The organism is Silvimonas amylolytica, from assembly GCF_014645555.1.
GTDB classification, from domain to species: Bacteria; Pseudomonadota; Gammaproteobacteria; order Burkholderiales; family Chitinibacteraceae; genus Silvimonas; species Silvimonas amylolytica.
In genome coordinates this window covers 666,999-691,812 of the sequence record NZ_BMLY01000002.1, presented here as the reverse complement: position 1 = coordinate 691,812, position 24,814 = coordinate 666,999, and the positions used below count along the sequence as shown (strand labels likewise).

Below are 24,814 nucleotides of genomic sequence, written 5' to 3'. Positions count from 1 at the left end.
AACAAGAGAGCCGCCACTTTAAGGCATGGCCTCCTGGCCTCGGTAGATCTGGTGTTTTTCGTCTCATTCGCGCGACGCAGCCTGCCTATAAAATCCGAGTTTGTCCTACGCCTTGTCATTTGCATAATCCGGATAATCTCAAGCATTTGTGCACTTATGCGCCAATGCACGGCGCAGTGAAGAGAGGCCTGGATGTGAGTAGCGATCAGAGGGACTTGATGGCCAGCGCCGAACAACAGTGCGCGCAAGAGCCGATCCGGTTTCCGGGCAGCATTCAACCGCACGGTTTTTTACTGATCATGGATGCGGCAACGCTGGTCATCACTCAGGCCAGTCAGAATGTGTCGGACTGGTTGGGCGTGGATTACCAGCGACTGGTTGAGACCCACTTTGGCCAGTGGGTGGACACTGCATCCCCCGGCGCGGTGACACGTCTGGCCGGTGACTACGCCGAACCGCATCATCTGGGCACGGTGTTGTTACGTCATGCCGATGGATCAGCGCCACGGTTTGAATGGGTAGCGCACCGACTCAATGATCAGGTCATTGCCGAATTTGAGCCCGCTGAAGAAGGCGCCGAACAAGCATTCAGCACGATGTACCCGTTGGTGCGCACTTTTGTGAACAAGCTGCATGACGCCAAAGACATACAGACCATGTGCGCGCTAGCGGTGTCTGAAGTCAAACGCATGACGGGTTATGGCCGCGTACTGGCCTACCGTTTTGACGAAGATGACCACGGTCATGTCATTGCCGAAGAAGCCGATGACGGCTACGCGCGATATCTCGATTTGCACTTTCCGGCCTCGGATATCCCTCGCCAGGCAAGAGAGTTATACGTGCTTAACCGCATACGCGTCATTCAGGATGCATCCTACCAGGCCAGCCTGATTTTGCCGGCTGCGCATCCGCGCACGGGTGCGCCGCTCGACCTGAGCTTTGCCATGCTGCGCAGCGTGTCGCCGATCCACCTGCAGTACATGAAAAACATGGGGACGCTGGCCTCCATGTCGCTCTCCATTGTCATCAACAACCGGCTATGGGGGCTGATTTCTTGTCACGATCACCAGGCCACACCAGTGCGCTTTCATGTACGCACAGGCTGCGAGTTGCTGGGGAACATCCTGTCGCTGCAGATCGAGGCCAAAGAAGCCCATGATGTCGCAACGCGCATGCTCACACAGCGCCAACAGGTGGTACGCATTTTGTCGACCATGGCTGATCGGGATGGCGTCAATGAAGGTTTGCTGGCCGTGCCGGAAGTCTTGTTGCACTTTGCCAATGCCAACGGCGCAGCGATCGTCAGTGCCAGCGGCATAGACCTGATCGGCGACACCCCGCCGTTGGCGACCATCAAGTCACTGGTGGCATGGCTGGCACAAAAAACGGAACATGAGATTTACACCACCGACTGCATCAGTCGCGACCTGCCCGACGCGCTCGACATGCCGGATCGCATTGGTGGGTTGATGGCGGTATCCATTTCAGAGTTGCACAACCACTACCTGATCTGGTTTCGCCAGGAAACCACGCGTACGGTGAACTGGGCCGGTGAACCTGTTAAACAGACAGCCGCCCGGGCGGGCGTTCAAACGCTCAACCCGCGCACCAGTTTTGCCACCTGGCAGCAAACGCTGCGGGGTAATTGTCCGCGCTGGCTAGAGACCGAAATAGAAGGCGCCCTGGAGTTACGTTCGGCCGTACTGGGCATTGTGTTGCGCAAAGCTGAAGAACTGGCGCAACTGGCGGATGACCTCAAAAAGAGCAACCGCGAACTGGAGGCGTTCTCTTACAGCGTGTCGCATGATCTGCGTGCGCCGCTCCGGCACATTGCCAGTTATGCCGAGCTGATGATTGACACCGAACACGGCAAACTCACCGAACGTGGCCAGCACTTTCTGGACAACATTGCAGATTCATCCCGGTTTGCCGGCCAGTTGGTCGATAACCTGCTGATGTTCTCGCAGCTGGGGCGCTCGGTCATCCGCCTGGGCGAGGTCAACGTCAACGAGTTGATCGAGACCATCCGCCATGAAATGCAGCCCGACTACCAGGACCGCCAGATCAAATGGCATGTACAACCCTTGGGGCGGGTGCGGGCAGATGGCACCTTTCTGCACCTTGCCTTGCGCAATCTGATCGCCAATGCCATCAAGTACACGCGTACCCGCGAACTAGCGTGTATCGAGATTGGCGCCCGGCATGAAGACGCGCGCGACGTGCTGTATGTCAAAGACAATGGTGTAGGCTTTGACATGCAGTACGTAGGCAAGCTGTTCGGCGTATTCCAGCGCCTGCACCGTATGGAAGACTTTGAAGGAACCGGTATCGGGCTTGCCAATGTGCGCCGGATTGTAGAGCGGCATCATGGCCAGACCTGGGCCGAAGGCGAGCCCGATGCGGGCGCTACATTCTTTATCGCCCTGCCCCGCCCGGGCATCGGCACTGCAAAGCGCAAACAAGATCATGCTAAAACCGATCCTGCTGGTTGAAGATAACCCTAAAGACCTGGAACTGACGCTGATTGCACTGGAACGCAGCCAGCTCGCCAATGAGGTCATCGTGTTGCGTGACGGTGCGGAGGCACTGGATTGCCTGTTCCGCCAGGGCGATTACGCAGACTGGCAAGAAGGCAACCCGGCCGTGATCCTGCTGGATCTCAAGCTCCCCAAGATTGATGGGCTGGAGGTGCTGAAGGTGATTCGCAACACCCCTGAGCTACGCAGCATTCCCATTGTCATGCTGACCTCATCCAAGGAGGAGCCTGATCTGATCCGTGCTTATGAACTGGGCGTGAACGCCTACGTGGTCAAACCGGTTGAGTTCAAGGATTTTGTCGCCGCCATTGGCCAGTTGGGCATATTCTGGGCCGTACTCAACGAACCCCCGCCAGGCTCGCAACGCTACCGCGTCGTGGACCAGATGCGACGATATGCCATGACTGCCAACACTGTTACCCCTGTCTTCAGTAAAAGCACCAATGAGTAAACCCGTCGCCGCGCACCCGCTCACTGCCGCCACGCCCGCCCGGATTTTGCAGATTGAAGACAACCCGCTAGACGCCGAGTTGTCGCAAATCACGCTGGAACGTGCGGGTTTTCGCGCCCGGTTTACCCTGGTTGATACGGAACAACGCATGCGTGATGCGCTGGCCGGTCAGCCATTTGATCTGATCCTGTCTGATTTTCTGCTGCCGTTGTTTTCGGGCGCTACCGCGCTGGATATCGCACAGACGCTCTGCCCGCAGACGCCATTCATCTTTGTTTCCGGCGTTTCTGGCGAGGAAACCGCGGTCGAAATGATGCGCCGTGGCGCAACCGATTACGTCCTCAAGCAACGCCTGGGTCTATTACCCAAGTCCGTGGAACGCGCGCTCACCCTGGTAAGGGAACAAACCCGGCGCCAACAAGTAGAAGCCGCGCTCAAGACCAGCCAGATCAACGTGCGCCTGGCAACTGAGGCCGGCAAGCTGGGCATGTGGGATTACCGGCCGCTCACCGGCGAACTGATCTGGGATCTACGCTGCCGCGAGATGTTTGGCATCGGTCCGGACGACCAGGTAGACCTGGCCTTGTATACCCGTTGCGTCCATCCGGATGACCGCGAACGCATGGGGCAGGTGATCGCCCAATGCACGCACTCCCCGCAGTTTTCCGAATGCAATGCCGATTACCGGATTGTGCTGCCCGATGGCCGCATTCGCTGGGTCAACACCTTGGGCAAGTCATTTTTTGAGAATGGTCGCTGCATACAATTCCTGGGCGTACTCCTGGATGTGACCGAGCGCCAGTTAGCCCGTGAGGCCATATCGCAACAGAACGTGGTCCTGGAAGAACGCGTGGCCGCTCGCACCCAGGAACGTGACCGGGTCTGGGCACTGTCTCACGATATGCTGGCCGTGATGCGGGCAGACCTCACCCCCATCACACTCAATCCGGCGTGGGCCGATGCATTGGGTTGGCCCTTGAGTGATCTGCTGGCGGGCTCGCTCGGGCGTTATATTGATGAGGCCGACCTTGAAGCGACACTGGCTGCTTTGCAACAGCCCCAACAAGACGAAACGGCAGTGCGCTTTGAAACCCGGTTCCGCTGTGCAAATGGCGAGGAACGCTGGCTGGCCTGGACCGCTGTCAATGCAGATGGCTTGCACTACTGCATTGCGCGTGATGTCACGGCCGACAAAGCCCGGCTGGAAGAGCTGGCGACTGCCAATTGCGAGTTGATCAAACAGATCCATCAGCGGCAGCGCATGGAAGCCACCATGCAGAAGATGCAGCGCCTGGAAGCAGTGGGCCAACTGACTGCCGGCGTAGCGCATGACTTTAACAATCTGCTGACGGTGGTGCTCTCTAACGCAACGTTTCTGGAGCACGACTTACGCTCAATCACACTGGCGGATAAAACCCGTCAGCGCCTCGCCAATATCCGCAATGCCGGGCAGCGCGGTGGCAAGCTGACCTCACAATTGCTCACTTTTTCCCGTCAGCAACAACTCGCGCCCCGAGCGGCCAATCTGAACCAGACGGTGGAGGCCATGCTGGAGCTATTGCGCAGTACGATTGGCGGCAGCGTTCAAGTGATCACCGGGCTGGAGCCCGACTTGTGGACCGCGATGGTCGATACCACGCAGATCGAAATGGTTATCCTTAATCTGGCCATCAATGCGCGGGATGCCATGGATGGTGGCGGTACGCTGTACATCAACACTGCTAATGCCCAGTTTGCGCAGGAAGACAATGGAGCAGGCGCGCCCGGCGCGGGCGACTTCGTACGGCTGACTGTGCGTGATTCGGGACACGGTATGTCCCCCGATGTACTGGCCCGGGCGTTTGAACCGTTCTTCACCACCAAGGAAGTCGGCAAAGGCTCCGGCCTGGGGCTGGCACAGGTATACGGCTTTGCCCGTCAATCCGGCGGTGGCGTAACCATTGAGACCAAAGAAAACGAAGGCACATCCGTCAATGTGTACCTGCCGCGACTGGCTCATCCGGTCGCGGAGCCACAGGCGCCGTGTGATCAGCCCACCATCGCCGTGGGCAATGATTCCATTACTTTGCTGGTGGTCGATGATGACGAGGCCGTAGGCGAACTGACAGCCGCTCATCTGGCTGATCTGGGTTACCGGGTGGAGCGTGCCACCAGCGGCAAGTCTGCCCTGGCCTTGCTCGCGGCGCATCCGCAGATCAACGCGCTGGTTGCCGACTTTGCCATGCCGGAAATGAACGGTGCCGAACTGGCCATGGCCGCTCGCACACTCCGCCCTGACCTGCCGGTGGTGTTTGTCACCGGCTACATCGAACTGGGCAAGCTGGACCTGCCACACTCTGGCATCGTGCAAAAACCGTATTCCGTCGAACAATTAGCCGATATGGTGCGCCAGCAGCTCAATCAGGTACCTGCGCTGACACCGGATACCGCTGCGCCGCTGCAATAAAGACACGGAAGGCATGTTGGGCGCCCGCTACCACATCATTGGTCTGAACCGGACTCAGTGACTCAAGCTGGCGGACAAAATCCGGCCACAGCGAACTCCCCGCGCCGTGGCTGAGATAGCGGCTGGCGGTTTGCATTCTTCCATCGGCCACTGTTTGCAAACGACGAAGCAGCACTGCGGCACCGAGACGCGACCCTTCCAGTACATACAGCGCCCCCCAGCGTGACTGATCTGGCGCGAGCGCCGGTTGCGGCATCAGCGCTGGCAATGCGGCATCCAGTGTGTACAGGTCACCCAACAAAGCCTCGCGGCGTCGGCGAACCGGCCAGTCTGGTAATTCGTCTTCAATGCCAGCCGCTTCAAGTGCGAGCTCGAGCGGAATCAGCGCGGCAGCTTGCGCTTTCAAAAAGTGGCTGTAGCTGGCGGAACTATCAAAGGCATGGGCTGCCAACAGTTGGTCCAGCCTGGCGTGCAAGGGTTGCGTGGCATCACGCAGATGATGGCGCAGGGACATGGGATCACAGGCCGTCGTAGTGGAAAGACGCCTCCATTATAAAAGCCCTTCTTGCCCTTGCCTGTCAGACAGCCACCTGCATGTTCCTGCTATTTGCAGTGCGCCATAGCCAGGCTAAACCAATATAAAGCGCGTACGACTCTGCAGCGTGCCGCCAGTAAAACAGGGAGAACACATCATGGGCAAACCTGATTCACGCCATCGCGCACGCCATATTTTGCTCTGGCTGGGCATCGCCGCCTGGGCGGGTATTTCCGTCGCCGTTCTGGTCAAGGGCGAAGTCAAAAACCTGGTCCCTGGCGGTTGGTGCCGGAGTATCAAATGAACGCCCGCGCCCCTGATAGCCAGACAAGTGCCGGCCAGGCGATGACTGATCTGTTGGTTACCCTGCGCAGCACATCTGACCGGATTTTGCTGGTGGTGAACACTGCCTACTGGCTGATCACGCTTATTCAGTCTTTTATCGTTGGTCGCATGCTGGCCGTGTGGGTGGTCGGCCTGCCGGCGGTGATTATTCCGTACCTGGTGGCACTTAATCAGCGTGGCATGCTGATTACACGTTGCACCATGGCCACCGCGCTAATGCTGCAGGCCATGGTGTCAATCGCGACATCCAATGGCGCGATCGAAGCGCACTTTGGCGTATTCGTCGTGCTGGGCTTGTTGCTGGCCTATTTTGACTGGCGGCCGATCGTCGTGGCCGCAGTAGTGATCGCCGTCCATCACCTGGCGCTCAATTTCAGCGCCGCATTGGGCATGCGCCTCGTGCTGTTTCAGGAAGGGCCATCGTTCAGCCGTGTGCTGATCCATGCGGGTTATGTGGTGGCCGAAGCCGGCATGCTCTCCTGGCTGGCGTTTCGTATCGAGGGTGCGCTCAAGGCGAGTGCGTTTATGGGTCGCTTTGCCGCCAGCGCGGCAGAAGGCGATCTGACGATGAGCTTCCCGCCTGAACTGGTGGAAATCAGCCCCATGCTGCGCTCTGGCAAGATCATGCAGGCCAGAATGACTGAAGCCTTGCAGGCGGTTCAGGGCACGGCCGGCACGGTGGCCGACGTGGCGGGCAGTCTCAGCAACGATAGCGCACGACTGGAGGCTGGCGTACAGACGCAGGTGGATGAAACCGCCGCCATGGCCGATGCACTACAGCAGATCAATCAAGGTATCGCGCAAGTCACGCGTGATGCCAATGACGCCAGCAACGCCATTCTGGCCGCAGTGGAAATGGCTTCGGCCGGTGAACTGGCCAGTGACGGCGTGAACGAAGACCTGAATGCCATCAGCCAGACTATCAACGGCGTGGCCGAGCACATCGACGTACTCAAAAAGAGCACCGACGAGGCCATGGCCATTGTCGATCTGATCAAAGAGATCACCGAACAGACCAACCTGTTGGCCTTGAACGCTGCCATTGAGGCCGCCCGCGCCGGTGAGCATGGCCGTGGCTTTGCCGTGGTGGCCGATGAAGTGCGCAAACTGGCCTTCAAGACCACCGAGGCGACCGTGTCGATCCGCGACTCCATGAATGCCATCGCGCAGAGCATGGACGGCACGCACGATGCCGTGATCAGCGCCCTGGCAAAAGTCAGTCACGGGCTGGAGAAGTCCGGCACAGCACGCAGTACCATTGCTGAAATGGCGCGGAATACAACAACAACCGAAACCACGGTCCGGGAAATGGCCACCGCGCTGCAGCAACAGTCGCAATCTGCAACCATCGTGGCGCAACGCCTTGAACGGGTGGCATCACAGGCGCATTCGGCTCACCAGACCTTGTCTGCGGTGTCCACGCAGATCCAGCGCCTGAAATCACAGGCAGATGATCTAAACACCCATACGCGGTTTTTCAGGATCAGCGCGGCGCGTTAATGCGCAGGTTGGTAGCACAGCAACACGTTACCGTTGGCAAAGTTGCGCGAACGGGTCAGTTTGAGCGGAACCGGGTGGGTTAATCCTTCAAAGATGGTGCGCCCACCTCCCAGCACCACCGGATTGACCGATACCTGGAATTCATCGATCAAACCTGCCTGGGCCAGTTGCACAATCAGGCTGCCACTCCCCAGAACGCACATGTCTTTGCCCGGTAATTGCTTTTGCTCACGCACCCAACTCACAAGGTCGGACTTGATCAGTTGGGTGTTGTTCCAGTCCACGCCCTGCAAGGAGCGGGAGAACACCGCTTTGGGCAGACTGTTCATGTAACGGGCCACCAGCGGGTCTCTGGCTGCGGCGATGTCGGTCGGCCAGTAGCTGACCATCAGTTCGTAGGTGACACGCCCAAACAGCAACAGCGATTCGCCAGCGACATTGTCCGCCACAAAGGCGTTCCACTCGGCGTCCTGGGTATCGTGGTTCGCCCAGCCGATATCCCCGTCGCCACCTGCAAAGTAGCCATTGACGGTCAGCTGGATAAACGCGATCAATCTGCGCATGACAGATCCTTTCAACACGGGCGGCACTTAACGTTTGCGCAGCGCCTGTTTGTGGGCATACATGGCGGCATCCGCCTCGGCCATCAAGGTCGCAAACTCTTCGTGGCGGCCGGCATCGAACGCCGTCACCCCCACGCTGAAGCGCAGATCATACCCGCGGTTCAGCCGCAGATTGAGTTCATCCAGATTGTGTTGCAAACGCGCGATGATTTCGACAGCGCGTGCCCGGTCGGCATCGTTGAGCAAGACCACAAACTCGTCGCCCCCAAGACGCCCCACCGCGTCGCTCTCCCGCAGGCTGTGGCGCAGAAAACCGGCAAACTCTACCAGCGCCCGATCGCCCTCAGCGTGACCATATTCGTCGTTGATCTCTTTGAAGTCATTCAGATCAAAAAACAGCAACGTGGCCGGTTTGCCCATGCGCCGGCACACGCCCAGCGTATACGTGGCCAGCGCCTCAAATCCGCGCCGGTTCACAAGATGGGTCAGTTCATCCAGTGTCGCTAGTTGCAGGGCGATCAATTCCTGTTCGGCAATCCGGCCCAGATCACGCAGCAGGCCACGCTCTTCGTCATTGAGCAAGCGTGGGTGCTGATCCATCAGGCACAAGCTGCCTACGCGCATGCCATTGTCGGTACTGAGGGGGTACCCCGCGTAAAACCGGATATGAGGCGAGCCCTGGACCAGCGGGTTGTCGGCAAAGCGATGGTCTTCGAGCGTATCGGGAACCAGAAAAATGGCATCATCCAGAATGGCATGCCCACAGAAGGACGTGCCGCGAGGCGTCTCGCAGACCTCGCCCTCTGCGCCGGACTTGATCCACAGCCGGTCAACGTCAACCAGGGTAATCATCGCAACGGGGACGCGGAAAATCCGTTTGGCCAGCCGGGTCAGCCGATCAAATCGTTCTTCCGGCGCGGTATCCAGAATGCTGAGTGAACGCAGTGTAGCCAGGCGGACCGACTCATCCAGTGGCGTGGTGGGTGCAAGCATCGGCACTCCTTTTCACGGTCTCTGAACCAGGCCCCAGCATAGCGCACATGCTCTGACTTGCAGCACAAACCCCCCAGGCGGATCGCTCCAAGGGTCAAAAACCGCCCCATGTGCTGCTTTTACCCTGCAAGTTCTGGCAGATCAGTACGACTACTATTGGCATCCGGCGCACGATTGCATATATCGATAAAGAGACGGGTGCCTGACACAGCCATCACGGCCGCAGGTACCCACGGAACGCACCATTGCGCCGGATCTGACCGTGAAACTTTATCTGCCTGATCACATTTTCATTCGTAACCGCGTAGTCCAGCACGGAGAACTGGATTTCCGTCTGGAGCCCCGGTTTATGGACTCGCTGACGGCGACGGCCCGAGCCGATGCCAGCAGCACAGTGCCTGCCATGGCGCAATACACCCTGCATGAAGTCATCGCCCTTGCCCAGCATCTGGGGCGATTGCTACGCCAGGCCCCGGGCAGACTGGTGCCAGAGCAGCTATTGCCAGTGGTGGAGCGCATCAACGACGTGGCGCAGCGTAGCCCCGATGGCTGTATCGCAGCCATTTTGCTATGCCCATGGGTCGACTACACCGCGCATCACGCCATCAATACCGCGCTACTGGCCTGCCGTCTCACGCGGATGCTGGATATGCCAGATGAAGACCGGCACACGTTGATGCTGGCTGCACTGACCATGAATGTCGGCGCAGTCGCCCTGCACAACGAACTGGCAATACAAGAAGCGCCTTTGAGCACTAGCCAGCGCCAGGTGCTCAATGCTCACCCCTTGATCAGCTCTTGTTTGCTGCGTGCGGGCGGCTTTGACAACCGGCGCCTGCATACGCTGGTACTCACCCATCATGAGCGCCTGGATGGGCGTGGCTATCCCTTCCATTTGCGTGGCAGCGAGATCGATCCGCTGGCACATACCCTGCACGTGCTTGATATTGTCATCGCCAAGCTGATGCCGCGTAGTTATCGAAGCCGGTTGCCGGCACGTCAGGCGTTAGCGCAGGTGTACGCCCGCGCTCGTGAACAAATGGATGGCAATCTCACGACACAGTTGGTGAAACTGTTCGGCGTGTATCCCTGCGGCAGTTTTGTCACGCTTCAAAACGGCCAGACTGGCCTGGTGGTCAAGCAGACTGAAGCCGCCGGCAAGCCGCTTGTGGCTGTACCGGGCAACCCGGGCCAGCCCATTGATACGACCTCACCGGGGAACAAGATCACCGAAAGCGTCACCTCACAGCCTGGATTGCGCCATTTCCCCTCACTCGTGCCGTTCTGGCCTTTGAAATGAAAAACCCCGCAACTGGTGCGGGGTTTTGTGGGTATTGCTACAGCAACCGACGGCTTCAGAAATCGCCGACATCGGCGGAACGACGCGTCTCCAGCATATCTTCCAGTTGCCGACGACGCAGGGTCTTGGCCCGGTTCGCGCTGGCGATGGCTTCTTCGCTGGGCCCGCGCCGCTTAGCTTGCGGCTTGTCGGCTCCACCTTCACCGGCTTGTTTGGCAAGGACTTCATCTGCATTCATGGCATTACTCCCCTTACAAGACAAACTGTCATTTCATATTGAGAGACGTCTGAAACGTGTCAGTGATTATTGCCCATCAATATATTTGACAAGGCAACAAATCTGCATTATCGTGCTCAGTCTGACTCAGTTCAGGTGCAGTTCCAGGTATTCCTTGTTGTACTTCTTTCCCGGCCTCAAAATCCGCAAGTTCTGACGTACCCCACCCCGAAGCTCCTGCCACCAGTCAGTCATCCAGATCGTCATCCGGTCTGAAAAAGCAAAAAACATACCGACTTTTGAAAAGGAGCCCATCGTGGCCAATCTCAATCAATTCGACTTCAATATCGAAGTCCGTCCTGTCACCATTGGCGCCGGTCTTGCCGGCTGGTACCAGATCGTTCGCTGTGAAGGCGACCAGCGTATTCCCGTCACCGACTGGCTGCGCGTTCCCGGCCAACCTGCCGGTATCGTGCACCATGCCGTCCGTTCTGCGCAGCAAACCGCCAACGCGCATCTGGTCCGCCTGAGCTAATCAACCAGAGTACCATTTTCCGCAGTCAAAATCCTGTCAGCTTAAGCTGATGTTGTATCGTCGGTGAGCGCCGGACACGCTGACCGGTCTTGTGACGGACTTTTGTCACATCCAACCCTGGCTGGCGATTGTTGTAACATGCGGGTCTGAACATCAATGGATAGCCACGCCATGACGAGCCAGATCATCACTGTTAGCCAGATCCGCCCACCCTTTGATCCGCCGCGCGAAAGCCTGCTGGCCGCTGTTGAAGCCGGCCAGGTGCTGTTTTTTCCGCAAAGCGGCTTTACGGTGGCTGACGCTGAAAAACGGCTGCTTGATCCGGCAATCGCTGATCCAGAACGCAAAAACATCAGTCTGGATCAGGCAAATGGCAAGCTGCACGGCGTGCTGGGTGGTGCCGACAACGAAAACGCAGTGCGCGGGTTGATCAGCCGCTATTTCCAGACGGCAGATACCCTCGTGCGTGATCTGTTCCCGGAATACACCGGCAAACTCAGAACCGCGCCGACCAGCCTGCGTTTGCATCGCGTAGAAACCCGCCAGACATCATGGCGCAAAGATGACAGCCGTCTGCACGTGGATGCCTTTCCGTCACGCCCCAACTATGGCGAACGCATCCTGCGCGTGTTCACAAACATCAACCCCAATAGCGAGCCCCGCGTCTGGCGCGTGGGCGAACCCTTTGGTGATATGGCCAAGCGGATGCTGCCACGTGTGCCACGCCAGTGGCCCGGCTCGGCAGCATTGATGGCCGCACTCAAGATCACCAAAAGCCCACGCAGTGCTTACGATCACATCATGCTGCATCTGCATGACGCCATGAAGGCAGACCTCGAGTACCAGAAAGACTGCCCACAAGAAACCATGCCCTTTCCCCCGGGCTGCATCTGGGTTTGCTTTTCTGACCAGACTTCGCACGCGGTGATGTCTGGCCAGTTCATGATGGAACAAACCTATTTCCTGCCCGCGAATGGCATGGCCGATCCGGCCCGTGCTCCATTGGCCACGCTGGAAAAAATCACGGGGCGTGCGCTCGTTTGAGGCACACAAGGAAAGTGGCGTGGGCTGGATATTCACACTGTTGATTGGCGCCTTCATCGGCTGGATTGCCGGCAAAGCCATGGATACCGGCAACCAGCAAGGCTGGGTGCTGAACATCCTGATTGGCATTGTGGGTTCAGCGCTGGGTCGCTGGCTGTTTGGCGAGGTACTGCACATTGGTGCGGCCTGGCGCGCGGGGCATTTTTCCCTGTCCGGGATCGCATTTGGGGTGCTGGGCTCCGCCGTGCTGATTGCCATCCTCAAATGGCTGGGTGTTTTGCGCTGATCAACACCCTCGCGGTGACACCGCCTGATCCGGCTTCACACGCCATCAGTCAGGAAAACTGCGGCAAATTCGCTGCAAAACCCCCTAAACGTCGGCTAACCGCTAAAGTCGAAAACGGATGCCCCATCCTGGTAATGGCTCGTGGGGCACCTTCAGAGGCCAGTTCGCTTTCAAAGCGCTCGCCAAATTGCTAAAATTGTCTGTTTTTCAACGGGATAAGACACACCCATGAAGAAGTCGTTTGCCGTTGTACTTGCGATGCTCACCCTGTTTGTCTCCGCACTGGCCATGGCCGACCGCCTTTTGCCAGCCAACGGTCAACTCGGTGAACTGAACAGTTACCAGATTGGCGCTCTGACCATTGATGACGTGGCCCGGGTGCCGGCTGCGGCCATCCGCGTGTATGGCACCAATAATTTGCTGCTGATGCCGCAACAAGTGCCACAGGATGTAGATATCTGGTACCTCACCGAGGCAACCGGCAAGGTGTGGAAGATCTGGGTGTTGACCCCGGCCGAGCTAAAGCAGCAGCAGGCCCTTATTGAGCAAAAGAAATCTCAGCAATGACCAAGAAAGTATTTATCAAGACCTTCGGCTGCCAGATGAACGAGTATGACTCGGACAAAATGGCAGACTTGCTGGGCGCGGCCGAAGGCATGACCAAGACCGACAATGTTGAAGAAGCGGATGTCATCCTCTTCAATACCTGTTCCGTGCGCGAAAAAGCACAAGAAAAGGTGTTCAGCGATCTGGGCCGGGTCAAGCATCTGAAACAACTCAAACCCGATCTGGTGATTGGTGTGGGCGGTTGCGTGGCCAGTCAGGAAGGCGAGCATATCGTCAAACGTGCACCGTACGTTGATGTCGTATTTGGTCCGCAGACGCTGCATCGCTTGCCAGGCATGATTGCCGAACGCCGCTCTTCCGGCAAAAGCCAGGTGGATATCTCCTTTCCGGAGATCGAAAAATTCGACCACCTGCCGCCCGCTCGCGTCGAGGGTGCCACGGCCTTTGTGTCGATCATGGAAGGTTGTTCCAAGTTCTGCTCTTTCTGCATCGTGCCGTACACCCGTGGTCAGGAGGTAAGCCGTCCGTTTGAGGACGTGCTGGCAGAGATCGCCGGTCTGGCGCAGCAAGGCGTCAAGGAAGTCACGTTGCTGGGCCAGAATGTGAACGCATATCGCGGCCGCATGCTGGATGGTGAAGAAGACGACATCGCCGATTTTGCGATGCTGCTGGAATATGTGCACGAAGTGCCGGGTATCGAACGTATCCGTTACACCACCAGCCACCCGCGCGAAATGACACAGCGTATTGTCGATTGCTATCGCAAGTTGCCCAAACTGGTCAGCCACCTGCATTTGCCAGTGCAAGCAGGCTCTGACCGTGTGCTGGTGAACATGAAGCGCGGCTACACCACGCTGGAATACAAATCCCTGATCCGCAAGCTGCGTGAAGCACGACCGGATATCTGCCTGTCGTCCGATTTCATCGTCGGTTTCCCTGGCGAAACCGACGATGACTTTGAAAAAACGATGAAGTTGATTGATGACGTGGGCTTTGATGCCAGCTTCAGCTTCATTTATAGCCGCCGCCCTGGCACCCCGGCCGCCGATCTGGCTGACGATGTGCCGGAAGAGGTGAAAACCAGGCGTCTGCTGCGCCTGCAGGCACGCATCCAGGAACTGGCGGACGATGTGAACCGCAATATGGTGGGTACGGTGCAGCGCGTATTGGTGGAAGGCATCAGCCGCAAGGACAGCAAGCAATTGGCCGGCCGCACGGATAACAACCGGATCGTCAATTTTGACGGGCATCCACGCCTTGTGAACTCGTTCGTCAACGTGCGGGTCACAGCTGCATTGCCCCACAGCCTGAAAGGCGAAATCGTGACCACCGAAAGCGTGGCGATTTAAGCCCGGTTTCACATTTACGCGATATGCACCATGATTCTGAGTGATCTATCAAACTGGCAAAACGGGCGCGGATATTTCCCCGCCCCGGTCAACACCGCGTTGCAAGCTTTAGCCGGGCTTGATCTGGCCAGCATGGCTCCGGGTAAATACCCGCTGGATATTGAGGGCATGTTCTTCATGATCCAGACGCCACTGACTGCACCAGCCGAACAACATCGGCCAGAAGCACACCTGCAACATGTAGATATCCAGTTGGTGCTATCGGGCACTGAGCGCTATGGCGTGGCCCGGCGGGGTCAGTCAGGTGAATCGGTGATTGAAAATTTGTGGGACCGGCACGATATCGCTTTCTTTGCGCCACCCGTGAATGAAGCCTTTTTTGACCTTGGGCCCGGCATGTTCGCGGTGTTTTTCCCGGATGACATCCACCGCCCGTGCTGCCAGACGCAAAACGGGCCGGAACATGTCCGCAAGGTTGTTGTGAAAATCCATCGCAGTCTGTTTGAACTGTGATTACGGCAAGGAAACCTGAATGCCCTCCCCTAAAGACAACGAATTGCTCGCCACCCTGACCGAAGCAGAACTGGACGAACTGGCGACGTTCCTGGAGTCAGATGCTGCCCCGATCCAGTCCATGGACATCTCGATGCTGCACGGCTTTCTGACCGCCCAACTGGTCGGCCCGGAAGAACTTGCGCCAGATAGCTGGTTTGGCCTCGTTTGGGGTGAACACGGTGAAAAGCCGGAATGGGAAAGTCGCGCGCAGCAAGAACACATCGAAGGCTTGATCCTGCGACTCTACAACCACCTGACTGATGAACTGAACGCTGAGCCACCGTCTTTCACGCCGATGGTCTATCTGGATCAGGAGCGCAATCTGGATATCGTACAGCAGTGGTGCTACGGCTTCATGCTGGGCACTTCGCTGAACCAGCGCGGCTGGCAGCCAATGATGGATGACGAAGAAGCCGTTCAGCTGATTTCGCCGATTCTGGATTGTGCAGATGAAGATGCGCGCAACCAGGCCCAGGCCGCTGGTGAAGACCTCGCAAAGTTTGAACACAATCTGGCCGCGGCCTTGCCGGAGGTGATTCCTACCATCCGCGAATACTGGCAAGAGCAAACCGAAGTCCGCGCCAGCCGTCCGGGCCGTGGCAACCGTACGCGTCACTAAGCAACGCCACCAAGGGCTTGCGCCGGGAGTTCCCATTCGGGATCTGCCCGGCCGTCGCCTTTTTTAGCAGTGGAAAACAGACCCACCTTGAATACGCAAACTGTCTCTTTTACTCCGGTCGATAACCGCCGCCTGGCCAATCTCTGCGGTGCGCTTGATGAGAACATCAAGCAAATCGAAACCGCGCTGGACGTCACGATCGCCCGCCGCCAGGAACACTTCAAAGTGTCCGGCGCCGGCAAGAAAGTGGAACTGGCGATCACCGCGCTGGAACACTTTTACAACGAGGCTGATGAAGCGCTGGAACTGGATGACATCCAGTTGGGCATCATTGAGTTGTCCAATCCCGCCGAATATGACGGCGCAGAGGATGGCGCCACCCAACTGCGTACGCGCCGTTCTGATCTGCGCGGCCGCACGCCGCGTCAGACCCAGTACATCCGCGCCATTCAGGAACACGACATCACCTTCGGCATCGGCCCCGCCGGTACCGGCAAAACCTATCTGGCGGTCGCCTGCGCGGTGGACGCGCTTGAGCGCGATCTCGTCAAGCGTCTGGTGCTGGTACGTCCGGCCGTAGAAGCCGGGGAAAAACTGGGTTTCTTGCCTGGCGATCTGGTTCAGAAAGTCGACCCGTACTTGCGCCCGCTGTATGACGCACTGTATGACCTGATGGGGTTTGACAAGGTCACCAAACTCTTTGAAAAAGGCATCATCGAGATCGCCCCGCTGGCCTTCATGCGCGGGCGTACCCTCAATCACTCGTTTGTGATTCTGGATGAAGCGCAAAACAGTTCACCAGAACAAATGAAAATGTTCCTGACCCGCATCGGCTTTGGCTCCAAAGCGGTGATCACCGGTGACCCGACACAGGTCGATCTACCCAAAAACCAGAAGTCCGGTCTGGTCGATGCCCAGGAAGTGCTGGCCAATATCCGCGGCATTGCCCTGCATTACTTCACCAGCGAAGACGTGGTGCGCCATCCGTTGGTGCAAAAGATTGTCGATGCCTACGACAAAGCCACCAGACAGCGCGACATTGAAGCGGCCCAGCGCAAGGCCGAGCGTGAAGCGCAAAAACGCGCCGAGCAAGCCGCAGGCGGTCTGGCCGAATGAGCAAAAAGCTGAAACTGGCACTGCAGATTGAATCCGCAGCGGCCGGCGTTCCACCCAAAAGCCAGCTGAAAACCTGGGCTGAAGCCGCTTTGCGCCCCAATGTGAAGCAGGCTGAAGTGACCGTGCGTATCGTCGATGCGGAGGAAGGTCAGACGCTGAACCGGGAATATCGTGGCAAAGACTACGCCACCAACGTGCTGACCTTCACCTTTGACGAAGATGGCGACATGCCCGACATCCCCGGCCTGCCATTAATGGGTGATCTGGTACTGTGCGCGCCCGTGGTCGAGCGTGAGGCAGCCGAGCAGGGCATCACGCTGGAAGCGCACTACTGTCATCTGCTGGTACACGGCTTGCTTCATCTGCAGGGTTTCGATCATATCGAAGACGACGAAGCCGAAGAGATGGAAGCCCTGGAAAGCCAGATTGTCATGTCTTTGGGTTATGATGACCCGTATCGCCTCGATAAGGAAATCGACGGATAAGTTGCCGGTGGACACGCTTTTACCGACTATTTCCGTCGTTTTTGCTTAAGGCATCAAGGAGCAATCACATTTATGGACGAGGCCTCACAGCCTTCCACGTCGCACAAGCAATCCTGGCTTGAGCGACTGACCCACTTTCTGCTGCGTGAACCTGAAGATCGCGGCGAGCTTGTAGAAATCCTCCACTCCGCCTTTGAACGCCATTTGCTGGACGCTGACGCACTGGCCATGATCGAAGGCGTACTGAATGTCGGCGACATGCAGGTCCGTGACATCATGGTGCCACGCAGCCAGATGGACGTGATCGACCTGTCCACTGCGCTGGATGAATTCGTCCCCTTTGTCATTGAAACGGCCCACTCGCGCTTCCCGGTGATCGACGGCGGCAAAGACAACGTGCTGGGCGTGCTGCTGGCCAAAGACCTGCTGCGTTATTACGCGCTGGATGAAGAATTTGATCTGCGCGATATGCTGCGCCCTGCGGTGTTCATCCCCGAATCCAAACGCCTGAACGTGCTGCTGAAAGACTTCCGCAAAAACCGTAATCACATGGCAATTGTGGTCGATGAATACGGTGGCGTTGCCGGTCTCGTGACCATTGAAGACGTCATGGAACAGATCGTCGGCGACATTGAAGACGAATACGATTACGACGAGTCTGAAGACAATATCGTGCTGGATCGCAAGGGTCACTGGCGCGTGAAGGGCCTGACCGAGATTGGCGATTTGAATGAAGCGTTGGGCGCCGAATTCACGGATGAGGAGTTCGACACCGTTGCTGGCCTTGTGACCAACAAGTTTGGCCATGTCCCCAAGCGCGGCGAAACCATTGCGTTTGAAGGCTACCGCTTTCAGATCGTACGGGCAGACAGTCGTCGCGTGCACAGCGTATTGATCGAAAAACTGCCTGAAATCACTGCGCCCATCGGTGAAGAAGACTGACCTCGCGCTTTTGCGCATTGCCTGACCCTGAACGAACAACCATGCGATTTTCATCTTTGCGTGCCGGGCAATGCGCCCTGCTGGCCGCTAGCGGCGCCGTGACCGTATTTGCCTATGCGCCGGTGCGGGCTTTTGTCCTGATGTGGCTGGGTCTGGCCGTTCTGATTGCGCTGACCGGAAAAGCCGAGACTGGCAAACGAGCGGCCTGGCAAGGCTACGCATGGGGTCTGGGTTATTTCTGCGCCAATATCTACTGGATCTTCATCAGCCTGCACACATTTGGCGGCATGCCTGCCTGGATGGCCGCAGGTTGCGTGTTCTTGCTAGCGATGTATCTCGCGTTGTTCCCGGCATTGGGGGCCTGGCTGGGTCACACGCTGGGCCGCACACCCTGGCTACGCACTGCCATCACGCTGCCCGCGACATTCATATTGAGCGAGTGGTTGCGAGGCTGGCTATTTACCGGGTTTCCGTGGGCCACGGTCGGTACTTCGCAAATCCCGATGACGCCACTTTCCGGTTTCGCGCCGATTGTGGGGGTCTATGGCATAGGCCTGATTCTGGCACTGTCCGCGGGTGTACTGGTGACCTTTGCGCGCAAACCCGCTGCATGGGCTAGCGTACTGGCGGTGTGGCTGGCCGGTTGGGGGCTATCGTACGTAGCCTGGACGCAGCCCGTAGGCCAACCGGTCAGTGTCAGCCTGGCACAGGGGGCTATCCCGCAGGATGAGAAATGGGCTCAGGCGCATTATCTCGACAACTTGCGCATCTACCTGCACCTGACCCGGCAGGCCAAGGGCGATATTGTGATCTTGCCGGAGACGGCCATTCCCTCGTTTTTATCGGATACGCCTGACTGGTACCTGGAGTATCTACGCGCTGCCGTAGAGCCACGTGCACTGGTAACCGGTGTGCCACTCACCGGTCCGCACAAAGATGAGTACTACAACTCGGTCATGTTGCTGACCGACGCAAACCTGCCAATCTACAGCAAGCATCATCTCGTGCCATTTGGCGAGTTTGTCCCTGTGCCAGCGTTGTTTGGCTGGATGTACCACTATCTCAACATGCCACTGGATGGCTTCACGCCAGGTGCCAGCAAGCAAGCGCCATTCAGCATTGGGAAGACGACAAAGCTGGCGCCCAACATCTGCTACGAGGATGTCTACGGCCGCGAGATCATCAATGCCCTGCCGCAAGCCACGATGCTGGTGAATGTCTCCAACCTGGCATGGTTTGATGGCTCCTGGGCTGCCTGGCAGCAGACCCAGATGTCGCAAGCACGGGCACTGGAAACGGGGCGCTGGATGCTACGCGCCACCAATACCGGCATGACGGCAATCATCAACGAGAAAGGACAACTGATGAAGGTGCTGCCAGAACGGCAACGAGCTGTGCTGGAAGGCACCGCGCAGAACTACTCTGGCGAGACACCGTATGCACGTTGGGGAGACTGGGCCGCGTTAGCCTCAGGCGGCCTGCTCTTGCTGCTGGCGTGGCTGTTTGGGCGCAAATACCAGACGGGTACCAGCAAGGCGATCGTGTAAAAACTGTTTGTCGCCATCAAACCAGGCCCACGCAAACGGGATGATGCACCAGGCCAAAGAGAACTGGGCCCATGGCAACCATGATGCATCCAACCGCACCATGAGCCACAGCGGAATCACCGGCGCAAAACAGATTAGCGCAGTGACAAAACGCACCAGCACCGCACGCCAGCACACGCGCTCGCCGGTTGCACTCACCAACCGGATACGCCATGTTTTCATGGCCAGTGTCTGGCCACCGCGTTTCCAGCACCAGGCAAAGTAGCCAAACATCGCCAGCAGCAACCAGACAAAAGACAGGTTGCGCGCCCAGGGCAGGTGAGAAATCTGATCAACAGGCATGCGCGTCAGCAGCTGGAACAAACCCTGAAAAAGGGCACCAGCCAGCAACAACACCGGGATCAACAAGAGAAGTTCATAACACCAGGCGAAAAGACGGCGCCACCAGCCAGCACGACCAGACAAGACTGTCATTAGCGCTTGGCACCCGCAGCGTGCGTCACCGGATTGGGGTGCGGCGCCACGTTGGTGTTGGCATTGGTATGCTGGATAAGTTGCTGGCGTTGCGCCGGGCTCATGGCCTTGAACTTGCGATAGTTCTCGCGCGCACGCTCGCGTTCTTCATGCGACATGCTGGCCCACTGGCCAATACGGTCACGTACACGATCCTGCTGCTCAGGAGAGAGGTTTTCGTAACGCTTGGCCACGCGCATGAGCGTGGTTTTGGAATCTTCCGGCAACTGGTCCCACTGACCTGCTACTGGCGCCAGCACTTCACGCTGGGCAGGGTCAAGCCCTGCCCACTCCGCCGGATCAGCGTAAGCCGCAGGGGCAATCAGCAGGGTCGCCAGCAAGATGCCGGCAACGAGGGTTAGTCGCGTTCGGTAGCTGGCGTATTGGACCATTGTTCAAACCGGGTATCGATAAAAGTATCCAGGGGCACTTCGTCTGCCAGCATCTGGACATCAACGGCAGTACGCTCTGCTTCAACGCTATGCACCTGCATCTGCCAGGCAGCACTGAATGCCAGCAAAAGGGCAAACGCCACACCTGTACTCCAGGCCGCCGGATGGGCATGCCATTTTTCAGAGAACCAGTGTGAAGCGCCGGCAAGGCGTGTGACCAACACGGGGCGACGTTGTATTTCGACCGCGCGCGCCACCGCTCGCTGGCGGGCTGCCGCAAGGCGAGTCTCTACCCTGGCGCTGACCGGTGCCTGATCCAGCACCGTTTTCACTTGTCGACCAAAATCGCGTTCGTTCATAGACGGACCGTTCATTCCTGCGTCCCTCCCCGTGTTCCATACCAATCTATACCACGCCGCTGGAGCCATTGTGACAATGCATGCGTGGCGCGCGAGCAGTGTGTTTTCACACTCCCCTCAGAGCACCCCATTGCGGCGGCGGTTTCTGCAACGTCCAGCTCTTCCCAGTAACGCAGCATAAAGGCTTCGCGTTGACGTGCAGGTAATTGTGCCACCCCTTCTTCGATCAGGGCCATGGTGCGCGCCTGATCGTGCTCTTCTTCGGGGCTTGGCGCCTGCATATCGGCCCCCAGCCACTCCATGGGATCGCCCGCGTCGCCGTCGTCATCCTTGCTTTCAAATGCAGAGAACAACGTAACCCAGAAACCGCGTACTTTCTGGCGGCGGAAATGATCCCGAATGGCATTTTGCAAGATACGCTGAAACAGCATCGGCCACTCTTCCGGCGGACGACTTGCATAGCGGTCAGCCAGCCGCATCATGGCGTCCTGCACAATATCGAGTGCAGTATCTTCATCCTGCACGGCGTATTGCGCCTGCTTGAACGCCCGGCGCTCTACCTCGGCAAGAAATGCCGTCAGCTTGTCCGTCGCGTCCAGGGTGCTCTCTCCGTACACCGCCTTGTGAAAGGCAGAAAGGGTTATCAGGTAGCCGCGAATGTTAACAAAGCGCTGTAAGGATGTCCCTGATTATTTGAGCGATTTACATACCGTAAAACCCCGCAAAGAAACCGGGAACATCCGCATTCGCGCCAGGGCCCGCCCCAAAGTGGCCGCAAGTCGCACCATGAACGCGCAAGACTTGCCAAACGCCGTTGATTCCGGTAGGGTTTTGCGTTCTACACCAGTCAAGTAATGCGAGCCGGCCTACTCAGCCTGCTCGCGCCGAACGGCAACCGCCAGCGCATTTATATCTGGTCGTCACTTTGCGGGCCACAAGCCCTTGCATGTAGGGTTGCACAAACGGGTCACCCCCTGGTCGTCAAGAAGAGCCGCGCCACACGCACGGATGCACGCAGACCCGCGTTCATCAATCGCGTAACAAGGTACGGTTAACTTTCGATACGGCCCGGCTTTTACCGTTTATGCGAGCTCTTTGACGGCGGCAAGCCCGGTACAGATCAAAATCAGGATCGCAGTGCGTGTTGTTTGCGCCTTGTGCGTAAACACTCCCCGCGAACAAGACCATGGCGGATCGCTTTCCCGCGCTTGTTGTCTGAACAGCGCGTGTGTATTTCCATTGCAGTTTCGCCTGTGCCTTGTGCGGACACGCCCTTTGCGGCCCTGTATCCGTTAACTCGTTATGCACAAAGGTTGACCCATGGAGATTTCGGGCTCTGAAATACTGGTGCGCTGTCTGCAGGAAGAAGGCGTTGAATTCGTCTTCGGTTATCCTGGTGGCGCAGTCCTTGAAATTTATGATGCGATCTTCCGTCAGACCGCATTCAAGCACGTCCTGGTTCGTCACGAGCAAGCTGCCGTTCACGCGGCTGATGCTTACTCTCGCTCCAGCGACAAGGTTGGCGTAGCGCTGGTAACCAGCGGCCCGGGCGCGACCAACGCGCTGACCGGCATCGCCACCGCCTATATGGATTCCATTCCCCTCGTGGTCATTTCCGGCCAGGTGGGTACCAGCGCTATTGGCCTGGATGCCTTCCAGGAAGTGGACATGGTGGGTTGCTCGCGTCCGATCGTGAAGCACAACTTCCTGGTGAAGGACGTGCGTGATCTGGCGGAGACCATCAAAAAAGCGTTCTACATCGCCTCCACCGGCCGTCCGGGCCCGGTTGTGATCGACATCCCCAAAGATGTCTCGATCCACAAGACCGAATACAAGTACCCGGAATCCGTGACCATCCGCAGCTATTCGCCGCCGGCCAAGGGTCACCCGGGCCAGATCAAAAAGGCTGTGCAGCTGATTGCAGAAGGCAAGCGCCCGTTCCTGTATGTGGGCGGTGGCGCCGTACAGGGTCGCGCTGGCAAGGAAGTGACTGAACTGGCCAATATTCTGGGCATTCCGGTCACCAATACGCTGATGGGCCTGGGTGCGCTCGATGGTACGCACCCGCATTTTGTTGGCATGCTGGGCATGCACGGCACATACGAAGCCAACCTGGCCATGCAGTACTGCGATGTACTGATCGCCGTGGGCGCGCGCTTTGATGACCGTGTTATCTCTGTGCCAAATCACTTCCTGTCCAACCCCAAGAAGATCATCCACATCGATGTGGACCCCTCTTCCATCGCCAAGCGCGTGAAGGTGGACATTCCCATCGTGGGCGATGTGAAACACGTGCTGACCGACATGATCGCGCAACTGCGTGAATCCGGTCTGCGCCCGAATCCGTCCGCGCTGGAAAGCTGGTGGAAACAGGTCAACGAATGGCGCAAGCCCAACAGCTTGCTGTACACGCCGTCGACTGAAGTCATCAAGCCGCAGCATGTGATCCAGACACTGTGGGATGTGACCAACGGCGAGGCGATCGTGACCTCTGACGTCGGCCAGCATCAGATGTGGGCCGCGCAGTACTACAAGTTCCGTCGCCCCAAGCAGTGGATCAACTCCGGTGGTCTGGGCACGATGGGCTTTGGCCTGCCAGCCGCCATGGGTGCGCAACTGGCCAACCCGGATGCCCAGGTCGCTTGTGTGACCGGCGAAGGCTCGATCCAGATGAACATTCAGGAACTCTCCACCTGCAAGCAATACCACACGCCGGTGAAGGTGCTGAGCCTGAACAACCGTTACCTCGGCATGGTGCGTCAGTGGCAAGAGTTCTTCTACGGCACGCGCTATTCCGAGTCGTATATGGATGCCCTGCCTGACTTTGTGAAAGTGGCCGAAGCCTATGGTCACGTCGGCTTCAAGGTTGAGAACCCGGCCGATGTGGAGCCGGTGCTGAAGGAAGCCTTCGGCCCCAAGCTCAAAGAACGCCTGGTGTTCATCGACTTCCGTACCGACCAGACCGAGAACGTGTTCCCGATGGTGCAAAACGGTCGCGGCCTGAACCAGATGGATCTGCCTCCGCACATGGCCGGCATGCAGCAATCGCCGTTCGAAAACAACCGTGACTACGGCAACCTGAGCTAAGGGAGTGAACATGCGCCATATTTTGTCCATTCTCATTGAGAACGAAGCCGGTGCCCTGTCCCGTGTGACAGGCCTGTTTTCCGCGCGTGGTTACAATATTGACTCGCTGACGGTACAGACCACCGAAGACCCGACCCTGTCGCGCATGACCATTGTCACGCACGGCTCGGACGAAGTGATCGAACAGATCACCAAGCAGCTGAACAAGCTGATTGAGGTGGTCAAGGTGATCGACTTGAACGAATCTGATCACATCGAGCGCGAACTGATGCTGATCAAGGTACGTGCAACGGGCAAGGATCGCGAAGAAATGAAACGGATGGCGGATATTTTCCGTGGCCGCATCATCGACGTGACCGAAAAGACCTACACCATTGAATTGACCGGCCCGGGTGAAAAGCTGGATGCTTTCATCAAGGGTCTGGATTCGACTGTCATTCTGGAAACCGTGCGGACGGGTGCTTCTGGCATCGGCCGTGGTGAACGTATTCTGAAAATCTGATGTGGGGTGTGGGGCACCTGGATGCCTCA

The 24,814-nt window shown here is 57.9% G+C and carries 27 protein-coding genes; 19 read left to right on the top strand and 8 right to left on the bottom strand.

What is annotated here, in order from left to right:
• Nucleotides 1-218: 218 nt before the first annotated feature.
• From IEX44_RS09450 to IEX44_RS09440, 3 genes are read left to right on the top strand one after another with little or no spacing between them, the layout of a single operon-like run.
• A complete protein-coding gene (locus IEX44_RS09450; RefSeq protein ID WP_188692550.1) occupies nucleotides 219-2,492 on the top strand; it encodes an ATP-binding protein in 2,274 nt (757 codons plus the stop codon).
• On the top strand, nucleotides 2,467-2,988 hold the full coding sequence (locus IEX44_RS09445) for a response regulator (protein ID WP_188692272.1): 522 nt from the start codon (nucleotides 2,467-2,469) through the stop codon (nucleotides 2,986-2,988). The genes IEX44_RS09450 and IEX44_RS09445 overlap by 26 nt, the downstream gene beginning before the upstream one ends.
• Nucleotides 2,981-5,434: a PAS domain-containing hybrid sensor histidine kinase/response regulator gene (locus IEX44_RS09440; RefSeq protein ID WP_188692269.1), complete on the top strand. Its 2,454-nt coding sequence runs from the start codon at nucleotides 2,981-2,983 to the stop codon at nucleotides 5,432-5,434. The genes IEX44_RS09445 and IEX44_RS09440 overlap by 8 nt, the downstream gene beginning before the upstream one ends.
• Here IEX44_RS09440 and IEX44_RS09435 read toward each other — a convergent pair.
• On the bottom strand, nucleotides 5,385-5,948 hold the full coding sequence (locus tag IEX44_RS09435) for a biliverdin-producing heme oxygenase (protein ID WP_188692266.1): 564 nt from the start codon (nucleotides 5,946-5,948) through the stop codon (nucleotides 5,385-5,387). The two genes, IEX44_RS09440 and IEX44_RS09435, sit on opposite strands and share 50 nt — an antisense overlap.
• A gap of 178 nt (nucleotides 5,949-6,126) precedes the next feature.
• On the opposite strand from IEX44_RS09435, the gene IEX44_RS09430 reads away from it, so the two are divergent.
• Together IEX44_RS09430 and IEX44_RS09425 are read left to right on the top strand one after the other, a co-directional pair.
• Nucleotides 6,127-6,273: a hypothetical protein gene (locus tag IEX44_RS09430; RefSeq protein ID WP_188692264.1), complete on the top strand. Its 147-nt coding sequence runs from the start codon at nucleotides 6,127-6,129 to the stop codon at nucleotides 6,271-6,273.
• The gene (locus IEX44_RS09425; protein WP_188692261.1) at nucleotides 6,270-7,814 is read left to right on the top strand and encodes a methyl-accepting chemotaxis protein; all 1,545 of its coding nucleotides are present in this window, start codon (nucleotides 6,270-6,272) and stop codon (nucleotides 7,812-7,814) included. Before IEX44_RS09430 ends, IEX44_RS09425 begins: the two co-directional genes overlap by 4 nt.
• Here IEX44_RS09425 and IEX44_RS09420 read toward each other — a convergent pair.
• Nucleotides 7,811-8,377, bottom strand: a complete 567-nt coding sequence (locus IEX44_RS09420; protein WP_188692258.1) for a dihydrofolate reductase family protein — start codon at nucleotides 8,375-8,377, stop codon at nucleotides 7,811-7,813. The genes IEX44_RS09425 and IEX44_RS09420 overlap by 4 nt on opposite strands.
• A 27-nt stretch (nucleotides 8,378-8,404) precedes the next feature.
• Nucleotides 8,405-9,370 (bottom strand): GGDEF domain-containing protein, encoded by a 966-nt coding sequence (locus tag IEX44_RS09415; protein WP_188692255.1) that lies wholly within the window; start codon nucleotides 9,368-9,370, stop codon nucleotides 8,405-8,407.
• 262 nt (nucleotides 9,371-9,632) lie between these two features.
• Between IEX44_RS09415 and IEX44_RS09410 the strand changes: the two genes are divergently transcribed.
• Complete coding sequence (locus IEX44_RS09410) at nucleotides 9,633-10,670, top strand: HD-GYP domain-containing protein (RefSeq protein ID WP_188692252.1); 1,038 nt, start codon at nucleotides 9,633-9,635, stop codon at nucleotides 10,668-10,670.
• Between the two features lie 55 nt (nucleotides 10,671-10,725).
• Here IEX44_RS09410 and IEX44_RS09405 read toward each other — a convergent pair whose 3' ends face one another.
• Entirely contained in the window at nucleotides 10,726-10,908 is a 183-nt protein-coding gene (locus tag IEX44_RS09405; RefSeq protein ID WP_188692248.1) for a hypothetical protein, read from the bottom strand.
• 295 nt (nucleotides 10,909-11,203) lie between these two features.
• Here IEX44_RS09405 and IEX44_RS09400 point away from each other — a divergent pair, with 295 nt between their 5' ends.
• The 11 genes from IEX44_RS09400 to lnt all read left to right on the top strand — a co-directional run bounded on the left by IEX44_RS09400 (nucleotide 11,204) and on the right by lnt (nucleotide 19,932).
• Entirely contained in the window at nucleotides 11,204-11,422 is a 219-nt protein-coding gene (locus IEX44_RS09400; protein WP_188692245.1) for a hypothetical protein, read from the top strand.
• Between the two features lie 171 nt (nucleotides 11,423-11,593).
• Nucleotides 11,594-12,466: a Kdo hydroxylase KdoO gene (kdoO, locus tag IEX44_RS09395; RefSeq protein ID WP_188692243.1), complete on the top strand. Its 873-nt coding sequence runs from the start codon at nucleotides 11,594-11,596 to the stop codon at nucleotides 12,464-12,466.
• The gene (locus IEX44_RS09390; RefSeq protein WP_229678874.1) at nucleotides 12,453-12,752 is read left to right on the top strand and encodes a GlsB/YeaQ/YmgE family stress response membrane protein; all 300 of its coding nucleotides are present in this window, start codon (nucleotides 12,453-12,455) and stop codon (nucleotides 12,750-12,752) included. Before kdoO ends, IEX44_RS09390 begins: the two co-directional genes overlap by 14 nt.
• A 228-nt stretch (nucleotides 12,753-12,980) precedes the next feature.
• Nucleotides 12,981-13,319 (top strand): hypothetical protein, encoded by a 339-nt coding sequence (locus IEX44_RS09385; protein WP_188692241.1) that lies wholly within the window; start codon nucleotides 12,981-12,983, stop codon nucleotides 13,317-13,319.
• The gene (gene miaB / locus IEX44_RS09380) at nucleotides 13,316-14,668 is read left to right on the top strand and encodes a tRNA (N6-isopentenyl adenosine(37)-C2)-methylthiotransferase MiaB (RefSeq protein WP_188692239.1); all 1,353 of its coding nucleotides are present in this window, start codon (nucleotides 13,316-13,318) and stop codon (nucleotides 14,666-14,668) included. Before IEX44_RS09385 ends, miaB begins: the two co-directional genes overlap by 4 nt.
• 30 nt (nucleotides 14,669-14,698) lie before the next feature.
• Nucleotides 14,699-15,181: a NanQ anomerase/TabA/YiaL family protein gene (locus IEX44_RS09375; RefSeq protein ID WP_188692237.1), complete on the top strand. Its 483-nt coding sequence runs from the start codon at nucleotides 14,699-14,701 to the stop codon at nucleotides 15,179-15,181.
• Between the two features lie 19 nt (nucleotides 15,182-15,200).
• Nucleotides 15,201-15,842: a UPF0149 family protein gene (locus tag IEX44_RS09370; protein WP_188692235.1), complete on the top strand. Its 642-nt coding sequence runs from the start codon at nucleotides 15,201-15,203 to the stop codon at nucleotides 15,840-15,842.
• 87 nt (nucleotides 15,843-15,929) lie between these two features.
• Nucleotides 15,930-16,958, top strand: coding sequence for a PhoH family protein (locus IEX44_RS09365; protein WP_188692232.1), 1,029 nt, complete (start codon nucleotides 15,930-15,932; stop codon nucleotides 16,956-16,958).
• Entirely contained in the window at nucleotides 16,955-17,443 is a 489-nt protein-coding gene (ybeY, locus tag IEX44_RS09360; protein ID WP_188692229.1) for an rRNA maturation RNase YbeY, read from the top strand. Before IEX44_RS09365 ends, ybeY begins: the two co-directional genes overlap by 4 nt.
• A 72-nt stretch (nucleotides 17,444-17,515) precedes the next feature.
• Nucleotides 17,516-18,385 carry a CorC family transporter gene (locus tag IEX44_RS09355; protein ID WP_188692227.1) on the top strand — a complete coding sequence of 290 codons (870 nt, stop codon included), beginning with the start codon at nucleotides 17,516-17,518 and terminating at the stop codon, nucleotides 18,383-18,385.
• A 41-nt stretch (nucleotides 18,386-18,426) separates the two neighbouring features.
• Nucleotides 18,427-19,932, top strand: coding sequence for an apolipoprotein N-acyltransferase (lnt, locus tag IEX44_RS09350; protein ID WP_188692225.1), 1,506 nt, complete (start codon nucleotides 18,427-18,429; stop codon nucleotides 19,930-19,932).
• On the opposite strand, the gene IEX44_RS09345 is transcribed toward lnt, so the two are convergent.
• From IEX44_RS09345 to IEX44_RS09330, 4 genes are read right to left on the bottom strand one after another with little or no spacing between them, the layout of a single operon-like run.
• Entirely contained in the window at nucleotides 19,855-20,406 is a 552-nt protein-coding gene (locus IEX44_RS09345; RefSeq protein ID WP_188692221.1) for an RDD family protein, read from the bottom strand. The genes lnt and IEX44_RS09345 overlap by 78 nt on opposite strands.
• Nucleotides 20,406-20,837, bottom strand: coding sequence for a DUF3106 domain-containing protein (locus tag IEX44_RS09340; RefSeq protein ID WP_188692218.1), 432 nt, complete (start codon nucleotides 20,835-20,837; stop codon nucleotides 20,406-20,408). The genes IEX44_RS09345 and IEX44_RS09340 overlap by 1 nt, the downstream gene beginning before the upstream one ends.
• The gene (locus IEX44_RS09335; RefSeq protein ID WP_229678872.1) at nucleotides 20,804-21,211 is read right to left on the bottom strand and encodes a DUF3619 family protein; all 408 of its coding nucleotides are present in this window, start codon (nucleotides 21,209-21,211) and stop codon (nucleotides 20,804-20,806) included. Before IEX44_RS09335 ends, IEX44_RS09340 begins: the two co-directional genes overlap by 34 nt.
• Nucleotides 21,208-21,813, bottom strand: a complete 606-nt coding sequence (locus IEX44_RS09330) for an RNA polymerase sigma factor (protein WP_229678870.1) — start codon at nucleotides 21,811-21,813, stop codon at nucleotides 21,208-21,210. Before IEX44_RS09330 ends, IEX44_RS09335 begins: the two co-directional genes overlap by 4 nt.
• A 703-nt stretch (nucleotides 21,814-22,516) precedes the next feature.
• On the opposite strand from IEX44_RS09330, the gene ilvB reads away from it, so the two are divergent.
• Both ilvB and ilvN read left to right on the top strand, forming a co-directional pair.
• Nucleotides 22,517-24,283: a biosynthetic-type acetolactate synthase large subunit gene (gene ilvB / locus IEX44_RS09325; protein WP_188692208.1), complete on the top strand. Its 1,767-nt coding sequence runs from the start codon at nucleotides 22,517-22,519 to the stop codon at nucleotides 24,281-24,283.
• Nucleotides 24,284-24,293: 10 nt separating this feature from the next.
• Entirely contained in the window at nucleotides 24,294-24,785 is a 492-nt protein-coding gene (gene ilvN / locus IEX44_RS09320; RefSeq protein ID WP_184102910.1) for an acetolactate synthase small subunit, read from the top strand.
• Nucleotides 24,786-24,814: the final 29 nt, after the last annotated feature.

Excerpts from the sequence above, each read along its gene's own strand:
- IEX44_RS09450 (WP_188692550.1), top strand. The coding sequence starts at position 219 with ATGGCCAGCGCCGAACAACAGTGCGCGCAAGAGCCGATCCGGTTTCCG.
- IEX44_RS09445 (WP_188692272.1), top strand. The coding sequence starts at position 2,467 with ATGCTAAAACCGATCCTGCTGGTTGAAGATAACCCTAAAGACCTGGAA.
- IEX44_RS09440 (WP_188692269.1), top strand. The coding sequence starts at position 2,981 with ATGAGTAAACCCGTCGCCGCGCACCCGCTCACTGCCGCCACGCCCGCC.
- IEX44_RS09435 (WP_188692266.1), bottom strand. The coding sequence starts at position 5,948 with ATGTCCCTGCGCCATCATCTGCGTGATGCCACGCAACCCTTGCACGCC.
- IEX44_RS09430 (WP_188692264.1), top strand. The coding sequence starts at position 6,127 with ATGGGCAAACCTGATTCACGCCATCGCGCACGCCATATTTTGCTCTGG.
- IEX44_RS09425 (WP_188692261.1), top strand. The coding sequence starts at position 6,270 with ATGAACGCCCGCGCCCCTGATAGCCAGACAAGTGCCGGCCAGGCGATG.
- IEX44_RS09420 (WP_188692258.1), bottom strand. The coding sequence starts at position 8,377 with ATGCGCAGATTGATCGCGTTTATCCAGCTGACCGTCAATGGCTACTTT.
- IEX44_RS09415 (WP_188692255.1), bottom strand. The coding sequence starts at position 9,370 with ATGCTTGCACCCACCACGCCACTGGATGAGTCGGTCCGCCTGGCTACA.
- IEX44_RS09405 (WP_188692248.1), bottom strand. The coding sequence starts at position 10,908 with ATGAATGCAGATGAAGTCCTTGCCAAACAAGCCGGTGAAGGTGGAGCC.
- kdoO (WP_188692243.1), top strand. The coding sequence starts at position 11,594 with ATGACGAGCCAGATCATCACTGTTAGCCAGATCCGCCCACCCTTTGAT.
- IEX44_RS09385 (WP_188692241.1), top strand. The coding sequence starts at position 12,981 with ATGAAGAAGTCGTTTGCCGTTGTACTTGCGATGCTCACCCTGTTTGTC.
- miaB (WP_188692239.1), top strand. The coding sequence starts at position 13,316 with ATGACCAAGAAAGTATTTATCAAGACCTTCGGCTGCCAGATGAACGAG.
- IEX44_RS09375 (WP_188692237.1), top strand. The coding sequence starts at position 14,699 with ATGATTCTGAGTGATCTATCAAACTGGCAAAACGGGCGCGGATATTTC.
- IEX44_RS09370 (WP_188692235.1), top strand. The coding sequence starts at position 15,201 with ATGCCCTCCCCTAAAGACAACGAATTGCTCGCCACCCTGACCGAAGCA.
- ybeY (WP_188692229.1), top strand. The coding sequence starts at position 16,955 with ATGAGCAAAAAGCTGAAACTGGCACTGCAGATTGAATCCGCAGCGGCC.
- IEX44_RS09355 (WP_188692227.1), top strand. The coding sequence starts at position 17,516 with ATGGACGAGGCCTCACAGCCTTCCACGTCGCACAAGCAATCCTGGCTT.
- lnt (WP_188692225.1), top strand. The coding sequence starts at position 18,427 with ATGCGATTTTCATCTTTGCGTGCCGGGCAATGCGCCCTGCTGGCCGCT.
- IEX44_RS09345 (WP_188692221.1), bottom strand. The coding sequence starts at position 20,406 with ATGACAGTCTTGTCTGGTCGTGCTGGCTGGTGGCGCCGTCTTTTCGCC.
- IEX44_RS09340 (WP_188692218.1), bottom strand. The coding sequence starts at position 20,837 with ATGGTCCAATACGCCAGCTACCGAACGCGACTAACCCTCGTTGCCGGC.
- IEX44_RS09335 (WP_229678872.1), bottom strand. The coding sequence starts at position 21,211 with ATGAACGGTCCGTCTATGAACGAACGCGATTTTGGTCGACAAGTGAAA.
- ilvB (WP_188692208.1), top strand. The coding sequence starts at position 22,517 with ATGGAGATTTCGGGCTCTGAAATACTGGTGCGCTGTCTGCAGGAAGAA.
- ilvN (WP_184102910.1), top strand. The coding sequence starts at position 24,294 with ATGCGCCATATTTTGTCCATTCTCATTGAGAACGAAGCCGGTGCCCTG.